The organism is Sphingobacterium tabacisoli, assembly GCF_017908035.1.
In the GTDB taxonomy this organism is placed as follows: Bacteria; Bacteroidota; Bacteroidia; order Sphingobacteriales; family Sphingobacteriaceae; genus Sphingobacterium; species Sphingobacterium tabacisoli.
Genome location: NZ_JAEQMU010000001.1, coordinates 103,865 through 120,792 on the forward strand (window position 1 = coordinate 103,865; position 16,928 = coordinate 120,792).

Annotated in this window: 16 protein-coding genes; 12 read left to right on the top strand and 4 right to left on the bottom strand. The window is 42.5% G+C overall.

All coding sequences use genetic code 11. The features are described 5' to 3' along the window. Nucleotides 1–140: 140 nt before the first annotated feature. Nucleotides 141–1,880, bottom strand: a complete 1,740-nt coding sequence (locus JKG64_RS00360; protein WP_133584391.1) for a GNAT family N-acetyltransferase — start codon at nucleotides 1,878–1,880, stop codon at nucleotides 141–143. 27 nt (nucleotides 1,881–1,907) lie between these two features. Next, entirely contained in the window at nucleotides 1,908–2,111 is a 204-nt protein-coding gene (locus JKG64_RS00365; RefSeq protein WP_210352366.1) for a hypothetical protein, read from the bottom strand. Between the two features lie 694 nt (nucleotides 2,112–2,805). Here JKG64_RS00365 and JKG64_RS00370 point away from each other — a divergent pair. From JKG64_RS00370 to JKG64_RS00380, 3 genes are read left to right on the top strand one after another with little or no spacing between them, the layout of a single operon-like run. Continuing rightward, nucleotides 2,806–3,450: a TlpA family protein disulfide reductase gene (locus JKG64_RS00370; RefSeq protein ID WP_133584392.1), complete on the top strand. Its 645-nt coding sequence runs from the start codon at nucleotides 2,806–2,808 to the stop codon at nucleotides 3,448–3,450. 2 nt (nucleotides 3,451–3,452) lie between these two features. Then, the gene (locus tag JKG64_RS00375) at nucleotides 3,453–6,659 is read left to right on the top strand and encodes a SusC/RagA family TonB-linked outer membrane protein (protein ID WP_133584393.1); all 3,207 of its coding nucleotides are present in this window, start codon (nucleotides 3,453–3,455) and stop codon (nucleotides 6,657–6,659) included. Nucleotides 6,660–6,670: 11 nt separating this feature from the next. Then, nucleotides 6,671–8,029 (top strand): RagB/SusD family nutrient uptake outer membrane protein, encoded by a 1,359-nt coding sequence (locus JKG64_RS00380; protein WP_133584394.1) that lies wholly within the window; start codon nucleotides 6,671–6,673, stop codon nucleotides 8,027–8,029. 65 nt (nucleotides 8,030–8,094) lie between these two features. Here the strand turns inward: JKG64_RS00380 and JKG64_RS00385 are convergent, their stop codons facing one another. After that, nucleotides 8,095–8,493, bottom strand: coding sequence for a hypothetical protein (locus JKG64_RS00385; RefSeq protein WP_133584395.1), 399 nt, complete (start codon nucleotides 8,491–8,493; stop codon nucleotides 8,095–8,097). A 90-nt stretch (nucleotides 8,494–8,583) separates the two neighbouring features. Then, nucleotides 8,584–9,618, bottom strand: a complete 1,035-nt coding sequence (locus JKG64_RS00390; protein WP_133584396.1) for a helix-turn-helix domain-containing protein — start codon at nucleotides 9,616–9,618, stop codon at nucleotides 8,584–8,586. A 305-nt stretch (nucleotides 9,619–9,923) separates the two neighbouring features. Here JKG64_RS00390 and JKG64_RS00395 point away from each other — a divergent pair, with 305 nt between their 5' ends. From JKG64_RS00395 to JKG64_RS22970, 9 genes are all read left to right on the top strand, one after another. Then, a complete protein-coding gene (locus tag JKG64_RS00395; RefSeq protein WP_210352367.1) occupies nucleotides 9,924–10,094 on the top strand; it encodes a hypothetical protein in 171 nt (56 codons plus the stop codon). A 78-nt stretch (nucleotides 10,095–10,172) separates the two neighbouring features. Beyond that, a complete protein-coding gene (locus tag JKG64_RS00400) occupies nucleotides 10,173–11,228 on the top strand; it encodes a lysophospholipid acyltransferase family protein (RefSeq protein WP_133584397.1) in 1,056 nt (351 codons plus the stop codon). Nucleotides 11,229–11,275: 47 nt separating this feature from the next. After that, entirely contained in the window at nucleotides 11,276–12,316 is a 1,041-nt protein-coding gene (locus JKG64_RS00405) for a sensor histidine kinase (protein WP_133584398.1), read from the top strand. 45 nt (nucleotides 12,317–12,361) lie between these two features. Then, nucleotides 12,362–13,114 carry a LytR/AlgR family response regulator transcription factor gene (locus JKG64_RS00410; RefSeq protein ID WP_133584399.1) on the top strand — a complete coding sequence of 251 codons (753 nt, stop codon included), beginning with the start codon at nucleotides 12,362–12,364 and terminating at the stop codon, nucleotides 13,112–13,114. A gap of 1 nt (nucleotide 13,115) precedes the next feature. Further along, nucleotides 13,116–13,703 (top strand): hypothetical protein, encoded by a 588-nt coding sequence (locus tag JKG64_RS00415; protein ID WP_133584400.1) that lies wholly within the window; start codon nucleotides 13,116–13,118, stop codon nucleotides 13,701–13,703. Between the two features lie 155 nt (nucleotides 13,704–13,858). Further along, nucleotides 13,859–14,149 carry a hypothetical protein gene (locus tag JKG64_RS00420; protein WP_133584401.1) on the top strand — a complete coding sequence of 97 codons (291 nt, stop codon included), beginning with the start codon at nucleotides 13,859–13,861 and terminating at the stop codon, nucleotides 14,147–14,149. 514 nt (nucleotides 14,150–14,663) lie between these two features. Further along, nucleotides 14,664–15,251, top strand: coding sequence for a hypothetical protein (locus JKG64_RS00425; protein ID WP_133584402.1), 588 nt, complete (start codon nucleotides 14,664–14,666; stop codon nucleotides 15,249–15,251). A gap of 99 nt (nucleotides 15,252–15,350) precedes the next feature. Continuing rightward, nucleotides 15,351–15,737, top strand: a complete 387-nt coding sequence (locus JKG64_RS00430; protein ID WP_210352368.1) for a hypothetical protein — start codon at nucleotides 15,351–15,353, stop codon at nucleotides 15,735–15,737. Next, nucleotides 15,656–16,594, top strand: coding sequence for a hypothetical protein (locus JKG64_RS22970; protein ID WP_246512444.1), 939 nt, complete (start codon nucleotides 15,656–15,658; stop codon nucleotides 16,592–16,594). Before JKG64_RS00430 ends, JKG64_RS22970 begins: the two co-directional genes overlap by 82 nt. Nucleotides 16,595–16,928: the final 334 nt, after the last annotated feature.

A 16,928-nucleotide genomic window follows, 5' to 3' on the forward strand; every position in this document is an offset into this window, starting at 1 on the left:
GTACGACTGGGTGGCTATTGCTGTTTTATCAGCTCCCTTTACGGCGATGCGAGTGCTTGCTTATGTGTTGTATTATAGTGGTATACAGTGTTATATTTATATATTCATAAAAGGCTCCGCGCTAGCGGTTTATAATTGGTTTAAAAAAAGGTAGCCCTTGCGTCCCGCGAGGGCTGCTTAATTTGATACAATACCCATTTGCAATCATCTTCCATGTAGTCTTTGACGAATTCCATGCCTAACTTGTCGAACACGTGGATAGAAGCGGTATTCTCTACGCGAGCCCTGCCTAAGATCTGTTTCATGCCTATTCTGGCGAATCCATCCGCCATGATCGCTTTAGCGCTTTCTGTAGCGTAGCCTTTTCCCCAATGCCTTTTATAGAAGCGGTAGCCGATGTCATACTCATCCTCCTCCGGATGATATTTCAATCCGCACCATCCTAAGATTTCCCCCGTCGATTTTAATACCACAATCATGCGGCCTACACCGTATTCTTCATATTGAGTGTAATTTTCCAAAAAGCACTCGGTAGCTGTCATATCGACAAACTGTATATCGCCTGTATACTGCAACACTTCTGGGTCGTCATTCAATTCATACATAGCTGCACCGTCTTCTTTTCTGAACGGACGAAGCATTAATCGTTCTGTTTTAAGCTCGAGCCTAGATAGTACAATCGTTTTTATACACTCTTCTCGTATCTTCCACAACTCATCGAGCGAGTAGGAGATTTTATTCTCTTCAATCCAATTGTCCACAAAATCCTTGTGGTACTTGACCTTAAAGTCGGTAATCTGATCGGGTTGGATTTCGAGCTCTTGAATTATGTCAAGTTCAAATTTGGTTTCATTAATGCCAATACCAGTACAGTCTAAAATATAATTATAAGCCCGAAGGTAATTATGAGCTTCCGGGATGTATTTGAGCTTATATTTTTTAAGAGTGTCTTTTATGGCTGGTGTATTCTTAGCATTCATAGCGAATATACCAAGCATCAATTGAAGTTCTTCATTGCCATTTTCATCAGCTAGACGTTTCAATAATACATGTTTTGTACTGCAGGTGCCACATTGTTCCTCAAAAAGACATAGTACATTATCTTTATCAATATTACGCCTATAATCTAGTTTGGAAACCCATTCTGCTGCTTTTCTAAAGGAGGGGAAACCCTTATCAATTGCTACTTTAGAAATAGGACCTGATGATTCCGAGATTTCAAAGTCCACAGGTTTAAAGAATAATCTTCTTGAAAATAAGTTAGTACGGCTGTTATTTAGAATAGGATTTCCTGACTTCCTATTCGTATAATAATCGAGGGCTCGAATCATGTAGCGAGGATGAAAGTTTCGCCCGAAATTTTCCTCTTCCCGACATACATCGAATATTTCTAGTGCAGTTTTTGTATTATTGAAAAAGCCTTCACGATATAGGGTGAAAATAAAATCCCGCAAAGTCTGTTCGTCTTCTAATTCAAGACTAGTAGGTAATTCAACATGTTTTTCCTCTTCTTGAATTGAATATTTTCGATGGGAATCTGATATCCCTAAAATTTCCATATCTATTTCAAGTAATAACTTTCTCTTTAATCCTATAGATTTTTTTACTACTACCGAATAGTTGTTATTGTGAGCAATTGTCGGAAAAAGATTCTCTAACTCGTCCTCAAATATTAATAAAACATAGTTTGTATCCTCGGTTGAAAACCAAGACTTTTCTAATAAGCTTTCTATATCTCGTATAAAAAAATCGTGTTTTCCAATGAGGAACGAACACTCATATGCAGAATAGCCAATTTTCTTTCGATATTTTCGAAACATAAGGGCTTTATCCACAGAATAGACGGGAAGGGATATTTGAAATACTTTTAGCTTAGTCATAACTTCTAACCAAAGTTAGTTAAAGAATTAGATAATTAGTTTGTCAACTAACTCTTCCTTTAAGGCTGATTTGGGGTAGAAATCTTTTAAAGTATAATTTCTGTTTGATTTTTTTGAGTAATAGTCAGCAATTTTATTCAGCTGTTCATCGTTATAGGTTTCTTTATGGTACTGACTCTCTATCGGTCCCAATATATTATTGTCCGTTAAATTATTGATGGCTTTTGACACTTCCCGCTGACTAATGTTTAAAATTTTCCTAATGGCCCTGACAGTATTAATTATATATAGATCTATGGATGAAATTTTTACCGGTTTTCTCATAATGGCATTAATCTCGGTATTGGTAATGTACTCTGATGAATGGAAATAAATTTGTATTAATGCAAATATTTGTTTATGTTTGTTTTATGAAATGATTTTTATAAAAATCAAGGCATTTGACTAAATAGAGTCTCGACAACAAATTCCGACAATTTGAAACAGAACGAGACAGTAGGAAAATGCCCGTGTAGATATTTTTGTACCTTTGGTGCAAGCTATAGCTCATGGGCTTCCTATTGTAAATCCGTTTCTGTAAGGCGTCGGAACCTTGTTGTACGGTGGATAGGAGCTCGCTATAGTAAACTTCTAACCCCCTAGGGACTCATAACATAAACAAGTTATGAGAAAACAAAGAGCAAAAAACATTATTAAGCCTCCTTAGTACTAAAGGGATAGAAGTCATTATTCGTGGCTTTATGAGTCGAGTGCCAATTATAAAACGCTAAATTCCTATATAAACCAATTCTGCACTAAACGACTTTATCAGTTTACTTTTTTTATTTAAAAATGTGTGGCCTGATCGAGGATTAGGTACGGTTGGTTATTGATAGAAGTAACGCTCTGACCCGCCCTCATTAGGTCACACATAATGAATCCAAAAATGAAGAATTTTAATGGGGCTGGAAAAGAACTGCCTAAAGTGCAAATCTGCGCCTACGTAATAAAGCATATTGCTTACAGCCTATGGCCTAAAGCATGTTTAATAATATTCTGTGTGTTGTTTAGTTGGTCTTTGGTTTCTCCTGCTTTCGGGCAGGAGGACAAAGGCCTTAATGAGGTGCAGCCATTACGCATCGGACAGCGTATACCCGATGAATTCTGGGCGAAAGAACACCTGTTTTTTATCAATGGCGATACCATACGCGGTACACTAGAAGAACATAAAGGTAAAATGTTAGTATTGGATTTTTGGTCTTCAGGATGTGCACCTTGTCTTTTGCATCAAAAAGAAATCGAACATTTTAAAGCAATGTATCCTAATGAATTGGCTGTGGTTATGGTCAACAGTAAGAAAACTCGCGAGAAGTATGATGTGCTAGTTAAGCACATTAATAATGGACGATTCGCAAAAGCTGGAATGCACGGTTTAATCTCCATTATTGAAGACACCTATTTGGAAAATATGTTTTCTTATTACTGTTTTCCCAGCTATTTCTGGATTAATGAAAGTGGTGTTTTGCAGACTCATACCTTCCGTAATCTTTTGGATCGGGAATATGTACCACCTTTCCTTTTAAAGAAATAACTATGAAGATATTTCTATTTATAGTATGTGTGCTGATCGGTATCAGCGCACATGCACAAACGATACTGCGCGGAAAAGTAGTAGATACGCTTGATAACGGTCTGGAAGGTGTATCGATCCATACCGACAATAACGGGTCGCTCGCCAAGACCAATGAACAAGGTGAGTTTGAGATTCTGTCAAATTCAACACGCGGCACCCTGGTCTTTCGCCATATAGGTTACCAACAGATGACAAGGCGATTTGATGGAGCAGATAATAGCATCCGTGTGGTCATGTATTCCACAAAGACACAGATCGATGCTGTAGAAGTGGTCAGTACAGGGTATCAGTTCATTCCTAAAGAGCGTTCGACAGGCAGTTTTGAGCATATCGACAATAAAATGTTCAATACACGTACAGGGAGCAATGTGCTGGAGCGTATAGAAGGACTGGTACCGGGCTTACAGTTTGATAATCGTAAAGGTAGTGGGAGTGCCGAGATCAATATCCGGGGGATCAATACCTTGTCACAGTTCATGACAGGACCGCTTATTGTCGTAGATAACTTCCCTTATCAAGGCGATATCAACAACATCAATCCAAATGATGTAGAGTCTGTGACTATTCTCAAGGATGCGGCGGCTTCGTCGATATGGGGTGCACGGGCGGGCAATGGCGTGATTGTTATCACGACCAAGAAGGCCGTAAGCGCTGATAAAGCAGCATTGGAATACAGCTCGACGCTGAACTCCCCAGCCAAGCCAAATCTTATGTACTATCCCCATATGTCGGCCTCGGATTTTATGGAGGTCGAACAGTTTTTGTTTAATAATAAGCATTATGACGCCGCCTATTTCGGCAATGATCGAATCAGGAATAATACGGTATTCTCACCTTATGTAGACATGCTGTACCAGGAGAAGGTAGGAACTGTCGATCACTCCGATGTGGACCGTTTTGTAGCGCAATCCCGCGTTACGGATTATCGCCGCGAAATGATGGATATCTTCTACCGCGCACCTATAGAACAGCAGCATTTTCTTGCTTTCAGCAACCGCTCATCGAGGATGTCCAATCGCATCACCATCGGTTATGATAGAAAGCTAGGGGATAAGTTGGGAATGAAAAATGACAGGATCAATATACGCACCGTTACAGGGTTAAATATTCATCCCAAACTGTCTGCGGAAGCTAGGCTAGCCTTTAATGAGGGCAATAGCGAGGCTTATGCCGATCTGATGAGCCATAGTTATATCATAGGCGGGGGAAAGATTTCACTATATCCTTATGCTCGTTTTCGTGATGGGAGCGGTAATGCGCTACCGATCGCAAATAGCTATAATCTGGAGTATATAATGGGGCTTACGGATAGGCCTTTGTTGGATTGGGGGTACTATCCTGCAAATGAGATAGGTAATTCGTTGTCTTCTGTGGCCAGAAGGCATATCAATGCACAGTTTCTAATGGATTACAGACCCTTGGAAGGGTTGGCGCTTAATCTGCATTACAATATGGAGAACGAGTCCAGTGATTCCGAAATGCTCTACCGGAAAGATTCATTCTATACCCGCAATCTGATTAACCGATTTACCCAAGTAAATGGAGCTCAGGTAAAGCATATTATGCCGATGGGGGCCATCAGAAACTCGACAATAACTGACATGCAAAGCCATTCCTTACGGGCACAGGCGAATTACCGCAGGACACTTTTTGACAATCACGAGGTGGTGGGACTATTAGGCGCTGAGGTATTCGCAAATAATACGAAGGGTAAAGGTTTTTCGGTCTATGGATACGACGAAGACCTGATGACCAGCCAGGTAGTCGATCTGGTCAATGCCTATCCCATATACGATGGGCTGGCTGGCAACAGCCGAATTCCAAACAGTGGTGGCCAATCGCTGTATTTGAGACGTATGGTCTCCTTCTACGGAAATATGGGCTACACCTACAAAGAACGTTACGGCTTCAGCTTTTCGGCACGAAAAGATGCATCCAACCTGTTCGGAGTCAAGACCAATGACAAATGGAATCCGCTATGGTCTGCGGGAGCAAGCTGGACCTTAAGCAAAGAGCCCTTTTTGCATAACGAACTATGGCTGACAAACCTACGTGCAAGGGCTACTTATGGGCACAGCGGCAATTCGGGAGGAGTAGCGAATACGCTGCCAATAATAGCACATACCACTGCTGCAGCATCCGCTATCACCCAGTTACCAAGAGCGCTAATCCGAGTGCTATCTAATCCTACGCTGCGATGGGAGGATGTCCGGACGATCAATATGGGGATAGACTTTGGCCTTTGGAACAATGTGCTGAATGGCTCTATAGAGGCCTATGATAAGAAATCTACCGATCTTCTGTCCAATGACAGAATGGATATTACTACGGGGTATTCAACTATTACCCGCAATGTGGCCGAACTAAGAGGAAGAGGAATAGATGTTAAACTCACCAGTAGTTATACACTAGGTAATGTGTCAGGTAGAAGCAGTGCCAACTTTTCGTACAGCCGCACAGTCGTCAAAAAGTTCTATGGGACAAATTTTAACGGGCAGAACTATGTGCAGCGTGCAGGACGGTCGATCAACCCAGTGCTGGATAAGGAAATATATCCGGTATTCTCCTACAAGTTCGCAGGTCTTGACCCTACCAATGGGGATCCTCAAGGATACCTGAATGGGGAAGTAACAAAGCAGTATAGCAGTTTGATCAAAGATAGTATTCAGAATCTAGCATATCATGGTACCGCACTACCGCCTTATTATGGATCATTCATGCAGGAGATCAGTTGGAAAAAAATAAGATTTTCATTCTTACTTTCCTACAAATTTGGGCACTACTTTCAAAAAAGTACGATCAATTATCAAGATCTTTTCAACTCGTGGATCGGCCATCAGGACTACAGTAGACGCTGGCAGAAGTCTGGCGATGAGCTTCATACCGATGTTCCATCATTAGAATATCCCATCAGCACAAATCGCGATCTGTTTTATAGTAATTCATCTCCTCATATTCTAGACGGGGCACTCTTGCGACTACAGGACATTGGTCTGGACTATACCGCAAAAGCACGGCTGTTTCGTCAGCAGGTACAGGTGAATTTCTATATAAAGGCAAACAATCTCGGTATCCTTTGGAGAGCTAATCGATTTGGGTTGGATCCTGATTATTACGATTTGCCATCTGCTAGACGGTATTCTGTCGGTTTAAATATTAATCTTTAAAAGCTGGTGAAATGAAGAGTATAATAAAATTAATACCCGTTCTTGGGTTGTCTGTATGGCTATATAGTTGTGCAAATTTTCTGGATGCCAAACCTGATAATACCCTTGCGCATCCCAGTACACTGAAGGATTTGCGGGCTATTCTGGATAATGAAAATGCCGTTAATGATGTATACCCCAGTACGCTGGCTATGGCATCAGACGAGTTTTATATGACCTATAAGGGATATGCACAGATGACGCAACGGATTCAGGATATTTATATTTGGGAAGATCAGGGGATAGATGCCGGTTGGACTACATCTTATAAAGCCATCAGCCTGGCAAATGTCGTATTGGAAGCATTAGAGCGTATCAAAGGTGGTGACCAGCGTTTACGGAATCAACTCGAAGGAGAGGCGTTGTTCTTACGGGGATGGATGTTCTTTCATCTGGCACAGATCTATTGCCCACATTTTTCGATACACGATACCGGCGAAGGCTTAGGCATAGTGTTGCGCATGGATTCGTCGTCCGAAGTGAAGATTGGGCGCTCAAGTTTGAAAGAAACGTATAGGCAGATCTTCGGAGACCTCAACCGGGCATTGGAACTGCTGCCCGAAGAATCCGAATACATCACGAGGCCCGCAAAATTGGCCTGTTATGGAGCGTTGGCGCGCGCATATCTGACTGTAGAAGATTTTGTTGCCGCCGAAGAAATGGTAGATAAGCTGTTGAAACGGAAAGATGAGCTTTGGGATTATAACACGGTCAGTGGTGTCGGATTATACCCATTTGTATTAGCGGATAATATAGAGTTGATATATTATGGTCGGGCAGCATCGACCGGAGAATTTATATACAATCCAAATACCTACATAGACCCTGCTTTGTATAGCCTATATGAAGAGCATGACCTGCGGAAGAATCTATACTACACAGCTGGGGCAGAGGGGATGAAGTTTCGCGGTTATTACCATGGCAAGCTGGCTGACTATTTTGGAGGGATTGGCATGGATGAAATGTACCTGATCAAGGCCGAATGTGCAGCAAGACGTGAGGATACCCCGACTGGACTAAGGTATTTAAATACCCTTTTGCAGCATCGTTATAATTCCGATTATTTTAACAGTTTGACCATATTGGATAGCGATATCCTGTTGCGTAGGACACTTGAAGAACGGAGGAAGCAATTGGTCTGTAGGGGATTGAGATGGCAGGATTTGAGACGTCTGAATAGAACGAAGAGTCTAGAGACAACAATCCATAGAGAGATGGAAATAGATGGGGAATTAAAGGTTTATACCCTGGAACCTAATAGCCTTAGGTATGTGTTCTTAATTCCTTACTTAGCGACAGAGATGGGGCATTACGAGCAAAATCCGCGGTAGTTCGTTTGTTTGTTTAATGGACTGCCAGCATACTATGTATAAAGAATACGGGCAGTCCATTTTTTTTAATTTGGCCTAAAATCCTTAACCGTAGTGTTTAGAATAGGCTCTTCTGCTTCTGGATCCGTTAATGAAGCCAGAGATTCCTGGATCTCTTCTCCCACAGTAGAGCTTCCCGCAGGAGCAGTCATGATAGGTCTGCCCAGTGCATCTACGGGTGCCTCGATCTGGCAGATCGTCTGCTGAGGTAATCCACAAGGCTTGTTCGGGTCCGGATTTGGACTGTAATGATCCGGATTTAGTGGATTTGTCCCTACAAAATAGAGTGTTTCGGTAGCTGCCGGAGCCTCTATCTTAACGGTTTCCTTTTTCATTACTTCTTTCGCAATTGCAATCGTGCCGACGGCAATGAAAGTCATCATTAAAGTGAATAGTAATGTCTTCACTGTTTTGTTTTTTGTCATAACATCTGTTATAAAATAAATTCCCTTTAACCTTCACCTTGAAGATTATAGACCAAAGGTAGTCCAGGCATTGCTCACGGAGTGGCTTGGCTAGCTACCTGCCGATGGATTAGTTAGCCCCTCGTCAGCATCTAATCCTTGTATATAGGCTTGTGCCGTGATACCCGTTTGCTTTTTGAAAAAATGGCAGAAAGCCCCTAGCGAATTGTAACCACAGTCATAAGCTACCGCGCTGATGCTTGTCCCAAGCGCAAGCAACAGCTTCGATTTTTCCAATAAGAGATCATTCTTGTAACTGCTTAGCGACTGCTTGTACTGCGCAAGAAAGGCGCGCTTGATATACGACATGCTCAGTTGTAGATCTTCGCCAAGTTGGCTCAGTCTGAATTCCTGCCCCTCTTGCGCTACATATTGCTGGAGGAGTTTCTGCACTTTCTCTGCAACCAGTTTGCCTGCACTGCTCATCTCGTATTCTTCCAGCACTTTATCCCTGGAGATCAGCAGCAGCTCCGTCAGCCCGTCCAATACAAACCGCTCGGTATTGAGCTGCCCACTCTCCAGATGGGTCAGTAGATATTGGATCCGCGCTTTTGTCCGCGGCCCGACCCGAAAATCGATGCTGTACTGGGGTTCGGTCGCTTCCCTTCGGTAGGCCTCAATCAGTGCATGCAGAAATCGAAACGGCCGCTCGTTGCCCTGTCGGAACAGCTGCCCGTCAAAGTAAAATCCAAATAGCTGGGTGTAGCTCTCCGGTACCGACAGGTAATAACGTTCCTCGGGTAGATACAGATAGCGGGCACGCCCCGGTGCTATCGTGCAGATAGGATGTTGTAAGGCATCCAGTAGATAGATTTCCTCCTGTCCGTCCATGAGGTAGAGTACATGCAGGTCGGCCATATCGACCTGTATGGTAAATGAAACGGGTTCTTCTAGCCAGAGGTCATGACTATACAGATAGCCATAGTGGCCGTCAAACTCCTGCTCGATAGCTTCGGCTTCACCATTTACAAAATAGGAGCAGTCTGCATGCCGGATCGAAAGCCTGGGGCGTGGATGGTTTAGTGCCTTGGATGCTACCGCCGCACCAAAGTAATCCGATAATTCGTAATGTAATGTCTTTTTCATCAATTGGTTGGTTTACGAGTGGCATTAATAAATCGGCTAAAGAAAGGGTTTGTACCATACCTGTCAAGAGACAGGGGTGACATCATAGAATCTGGTTTTGAGATTGCTTTCGTTAGCATCATTTAGCTAAGGATTTTAAGCGTAACAGGGGGTGACAATAATTTTCATCGCCACAATCAACGCGTTCATCCCTGGTCAGGGCCTATCTATCGTTTTTTTCTTATTTGTGAAGAGACCTGCTTACGTTTGGATATACATAGACAAGTAGGGCGCCCCCTTGTATGGTTTTACTAAACAACAATATTATGAACACAACACTCAAAATTGCTGTGCAGACACAACCTGCAAAAAAAGTATTGGCATCGGCTTTACGACGCAAAGCGCACCCGGTACCCGGTATTAATACACCTATTTTTCAGAATGGAAGGCGACCTAGTCCCTGTGATGTCATATTGCCTGGGTTGGATTTGCTATAACAGATAGAAGGCATTTGCCGTGGGGGCGTTCTTTACGCCCACGGCATTTGCTTAAACCTTACTTTTTTATTTAAAATTATGGATCCACAACACCATTATTGGGCGGAGCTACAGCGCATCCAGACCAATTTAGAGTCCGACAATATAAAATGGGATATCGACACGATAAGCACCTTTACTTTCATGAGCGCCAATTTAAGCCATTTTCTACCTATGTTGAAGTTGAATACACAGAAGAAAATTTTTAGTCGGGCACGCACGCAGCAATGGCTCAATGCAATGGACGTAACGCTGTTTGCAGGCACATATCCTTGGCGTATTCAGGGATGGAACGATTTTAGAAAGCGACTCATAGTGCAGCCCGGTATCATTGCTTCCTTTCATTTTGGGGCTTATCAACTGATCTGCTATCTAATGGTCAAAGCCAAAATCCCGTTTGCCCTGCTGGTCGCCGCAACGGTCAAGGACGATTGGACCACGCGTAACGCGGTACTTCTCGAAGCGCTCGAAGAGGCACGTGCCGAAGGTCGTTTTGTACTACTCGATGCCAATAGCCCCGCCGCTCTACGCCAGTTATATAGCTTGCCGAAGCAAGGATTTCAAATCCTCATATTTGCCGATGGACTCGAGACTGTGGTCGGCAAGGATAGCCCATCCTTAGAAAGCATATCGTTTCTAGGTCAGAATATCGCAGTAGGTCGCGGAGTGGCCCAGCTCGCACATACCTTGCAGCTACCGATATATCCAATGATAGCGCATAGAAAGAACAAATCCGTGCAGTTAGAGACTTTGCCTACCATGTTTTCAATAGCCAATACGGATCGGAGGATCTTTGCTACAGCAGTCCTCAATAAACTCTTTGGTTGGTTTGCAACTTTCGTCATCCGATCGCCCGAGCAATGGACACTATGGAGCCATATTCATGTACTGCGAGGCGACGAGAAATTAGCATTGGGCGTATGGTATACACAGGAATCAGACTCTTTTAAAGATTCAGCGAAGTATGGTATTTTTAAAATGGGGGATTACTGTTATGTGTTGCGAAAAAAGGACATGAAATGTTTTTCGATAAGCAAAGCGGAATTTGAAACTTTAGCGCAGCAATGGTATACGGATCATACTGTAATTCGATAAATGCAACTTAATTTGTATTTTGGGAAGATAAACTTAAGTTGCTACCTATGCAAAGTAAAATCTTCTTGGAAGAAAACGCCAAAATACAATTATGGGGTTGGCCGATATACTTTTTACTAGTACTCTTGATCAATCATCATGTAAGACCCGAGAAAACATTCATAGACCAATTAGTAGCCTGCGGCTTGTTTTTTCTGGCGTTCAACGGATGTATTTTAATTCTGTACTTGGTCATGATGAAAAAATGGATCTGGAAATCTGTGCTCTTGGTGATCCTACTTTACCTGTTGATGACCGAATCCATCCATTTCATGGGCGGGGTGTGGATCGATCTCAAAGAGGATATCCATTCGAATGAAACGGAAACTTATTATTGGAATATGTTGAACAAATATATTGGGGCGTGGACAATGGCTGCTGTGTTGGTATTTCACATCAAGGCCACGATTAATGCAAGGCTTAGAGAAGAGGAAGCCCGCTTGCGGCATGCCAAAGAAATAGAAGCCAAGGAAATGGAGTTTGCTTTTAGAACCTTACAGAACAATCCACATTTCTTGATGAATGTATTGACCAACTTAAAGCAGCGGGCGGCGCAGGTTTTACCCGACGTCGCCGAACATATCGGACAGACAGCGACTTTAGTCACCTACCAGCTTTCAGCATCCAATGAGGGTACAAAGCAGGTATTGCTCTATAAAGAAATAAATGCTTTGCAGCTTTATTTGGCCTTAGAACGCAGCCGGTTTACAGAATGCTTTGTAGATTTCGAGATTACCGGCAAGGCCTCACACCACAAAATGGTACCGACGACCTTGATTACGTTAGTTGAGAATGCATTTAAGTATGGGCTGTATACCGATTCGTACAATCCCATTAAGATTAGACTAGACATAACGGAAGATCAGATTGTATTCCAATGTACCAATACCATAGATCAATCAAAGCAGGATAGACCATCAATGGGGTTGGGGCATAAGATAATGCGCACCCGCCTTGATTTTGTCTACGGGGAGAGATATAGCTTTGAGGCTTCAAAGACGGAACGGAACAAGTACCATGTTAAACTGATCATAGAGCAGAAACAATAAAGTTTAGATATTCCATATGACAGATAAAAAACAAATTATAGACATATGAAGCGATTAAAATGTTTGGTGGCAGATGATGAACAGATGGCGGTAGACGCCATGAAAGATTTAATTAATAGACGCCACGATCTGGTATGCACGGATACAACGACGGATGCCCGTCAGGTTGTCGACCTTGTCGAAAAGCACCGCATTGAATTGGTCTTTTTAGACCTCCATATGCCGCATGTTCACGGCATTGATTTAATAGAACAGCTACGCGGACGCGCTGAAATTATCTGTTGCTCAGCAGACCAGCTCTATGGGGAGAAGCTCTTTATGTTAGGCGTGGCATTCTACCTCTTTAAACCCATACAAGAAGAGAAATTTGCAACTGCCATCGAAAGGGTATGGGAGATAAGAGCTACGAAAACAAAGGAAGATTATGCCAACAGGGTGGTTCCGCTGGATCTGCATCAAAATATAATGCTTAAAAAGACGGATGGCAAACATATAAGTATCGAACTGATAGATATGGAATGTATAGAGTCCAGTGGCGACAATTGTATAATAACCCATACCGATGGTAAGGACGAAGTTTGCTACGGGTTAGGATTGTTCGAAAAGCTACTTCCGGCCAAAAACTTTATTAGGGTGCACAAAGGGTTTATGGTAGCTTTTAAAAACATCCGCGATATTGATTATACGAATGGCATCATCAAGCTTCGTAATTCATCGGGAACAACAATACCCATAGGGCCCACATACAGGAAGAAGGTGAGAGAAGTATTTGTTGGAAAAGAATTAAAAAACATATGATATGGAAAATGGTACCTTACAAAAATCCTATCAGGAGCTATGGAGCGCTTTCCTTCATTTGCAGGGGCATGATATTCCGCAAGAGGAACAGAAGACCAGGTTAGCGCATTTTAATAAGGAGATCTTAGAATTTTCGGCGCAGTTTGAACAGTTTTTGCAGCAGTTATTTCAAGAGATCACCGTACGCGCTGGCATGCAGGAGGCTATAGATCTTTCATTACTTAAGTCTGAGGCCTATGAAGCTTTTTTTAAAGATCAGCTCCAGTTTTACAGGCAATGGCTCAATCACTTTGATCAGCTTTTGACGCACGCCTCTGGTAAGTGTACCATGGGGCTCACAAGTCGTCAGGTGTTGCTATTTCTAAGGCTGGCGCGTGATATGGAGCTGCTGTCCGAAAAGCAGCTGAAACCCTATTTCTACTTTTTAAGGGCTAATTTCCGTACCACATATCAGGAGTCACTATCCTATGAAAGCATTCGTAAAAAATACAGCCAACTGGATGAACGTACCCTAAAAGACGTCAAACATCTGCTGGAAAAAATGCTGATCAAGCTATCTGCATACAAGACGACAGCATTGAAAAAATAATCGCACTAAATAAACCGTTAACCAATTTGATAAATCGCTTCGCGAATGGAGTTTGGAATGTATATTATTAGTTTTTACAATGATGGAATATAGCTTGCAGAAAGGGTGACAATATACATCAGCTGGTGGGATAGAAGCACATAATATCTTACCCTATGGAACAATTATTACACGTACTGATTCAACAACAGAAAAAGCACATCAAACTAAACAAAAATCAAAACAAACTCATCACGATGTTAATCGCCGTATTGAAGCCTACGGACAAAGAAAGGTTAAAGAGCACCATAATGGACAATGCCGACCTAAAAGAAATCTTCAAAGTGGCCGACACCAAGTTCTACCGTATCAAAAAACTTTTTCGCACTTACGAACTGGACACCAAGGACTATTATCTTGCCGATGAAATTCTTGAAGTAATGAAAAAGAATGAGCGCGGTGGGTGACAAAGAAGACACCGGTACAACAAGATGCTAGAGATGGCGTACTTCGGTACGCCTTATTAGGGCTTGCCCCAAGCGCGACCCAATAAACTTCTAAGCAACACACAACGATCAGCCTAGCCCAACCCAAGCGCGACCCTAGGATAAGCCTAGCTTCACACAAGAAGAACCCAAGGTAGATACAAGGACAGGCCTAGCTAGACCCAACGATTAGACTTCGACGAGACTATCTATATACGGCTTATACACAACAAACAGACAAGAAGCAAACAACAAAGCAACAAGACAGCTTTAGGGATTTTTTAGTTATATCCGGTCCAACGCACTATTTTTCATAATCGGATGCACTTCCTTTTTCTTCCTAATTCATCTTATTCCTTCCTAATCCTTCGCAAGGGTTTGGTAGCCATTGTTTTATAGGTTTTTGTTTAAACCTTTGTCATGTAATCGATGACGGAAGGCGCCCCGGAACAGCATTACACAAACAGATTTTTTAATAAAATTAAATTTAACAGAAATGGCAAAGTCAAGAGACAACGTAGTGATGCAGGGAGCATCAGGAAAAATCGGAAGAAACCTAGTGTTTCGTCAAAAAGGTGATCAGACGATCATCGCGAAGACACCGCGTAAAGTAACCGGCCGCATCGCGACCGAAAAGCAAAAAGCGGTGCAGATTAGATTTTACGATGCATCGCAATATGCAAAGCGTGCAATGCTCGATCCCTTATTAAAAGAGGCATATGCCGCGAAGGCAAACATCAATCAAAGTGCGTACAATGTCGCGTTTAAGGATCACTTTAACGATCCCGAAGTACGCAGATTGGACGATCGGGCCTACAAAGGAGAAATCGGAGATATCATAAATATTAATATTAAAGATATCATGAAGGTAACAGAAGTCAGTGTGGAGATTCTGGATCAAAGTAACACACCCGTAGAATCAGGATTGGCAATACCTACCGATAGTTCCAATTCAGAGTGGACCTATACAGCCACAGCGGCAAATGTTGATTATGTAAATGCAAAGTTTAACATCACGATGCTCGATACACCAAAGAAAATTACGACGGTGCAAAAGGCATATGGTGAAGACATGAATCCGTAATTAAGCCGTAAAAACAGGGGCGGAGCTAGACTCCGTCCCTTTATAACCTTATAACAGTCATAACCTTCATAACCTTCTCAACCCTATAAACAAAATATCATGCAAACAATAACAATCAATCCCTCATGGCTGGCCCAGGGCTGGTCAGAGGAACTAACACTCAAGCAAAAGCTATTCTTCGGCTTTTTATTTTTGGTCATCGCTTGGGTTATGGTCTCTACCGTATTGCAGCTGCTCGATCCCGCTATAGGCATACTCGATTTCGGGATATTTACCGTTGCGGTCTTTGGACTGCTCGTAGGTTGGCTGGCAATTTATATCAGTATATGGTTACAGGAGCTACTATGGCATCCCTTTAAATATTTTCGTAAACAGTTTAGTCAACATTTTAACCAACTAACATCATGGCAACAATCTATTCTTTATTTCTCGGTTTTCTTTTTACTGCTGTATGCAGTGTTAATGGCGATGGTAGTAGTGTTTTAGTTTTTTCCGCACACTCCCACCCGTCATCTCGATTGGAGCATAGCGGAATAGAGAGATCTAAACACTTTACAGGTATTAATCTTCTCGCTCAAGCCGCGAGTGGCTCGTGCTTTTTTCCGCAAAAAGTACGCAAAACCGTAACGGAGTGGAGCTCAGCGAAGCTAAACTCACTAGGTTCAAACAGTTTGATTTTCTTAACGAGATCACCATTTAAATTTTTAACGGTTTCGCAACCTAGGCCATCTTATTCGGTTGTTGCTAGTAGTTCCATACAATCGGGATTAATGTCGCCTGTGAAGATTCTGACAATAGCAATGGGAGGCACTAACGTACGGTCAGAATGTTCGAGCGACGATTTTTGCTTCTTTTTGGGAAAAAGAAGGAGCCCGTCTGGCGATGAAGACATGAAGATTAAAGATGATAAGATTCTTTTTGCTAGCATTCGTCAATCAATAATAGTTATTGCTTCAAAAGAACTAGGCACCCGCGAAGCCACGGGCAATAACGACGGCCCTCGTGTCGAGGAATATCTTCGCTACACCAATCTCGGTAAAGGCTATGACTGGTGCGCGGCTTTCGTATCTTGGAGCTATGGCCAGGCCGGATTGGATCTTCCACGTAACCCATGGTCTCCCGCGTTATTTCCCAAAGCAAGACAGATTAGGAAAGACCAATGTCGATCAGCAGATGTATTCGGAATTTATGGTTCGGCCGTCAAACGAATCATCCATGTAGGACTGGTTAAAGAAAAACAAGGCCAGTATCTCGTGACAATAGAAGGTAATAGCAACAATCGTGTCGAATCCCGGCGTAGACATTTGAAGTCAATTTATGCAATAGCCGATTGGGTTGAGTGAAGTTATGAGGTTAAGAAAGCCTGTCCCGAACATCGGGATTATAGAAAACTAAAGAGTTTACAATTAAGGAACCCGTGCAATAATCACTTTTTAAAGACGACCTATTAGCATATGGAGGTCAAGGCCGTAAAGCTGCCTGTTGTATTTCCTTGCATTTTGCAATGGATAAGGATTTCCAGTCCAAGGGACACAAGGGGATGGCGGACCTTGGAAACCGCCTTAGTAGCTTTACGAAGCCGTACTGAACATAGGCTAAACAGTCTTGACTTTTTCGTTCTTTTTGGTCAAGCAAAACCCTGGAAGAGGCTCTTGAATGCCATTGAAAAGCAATTTG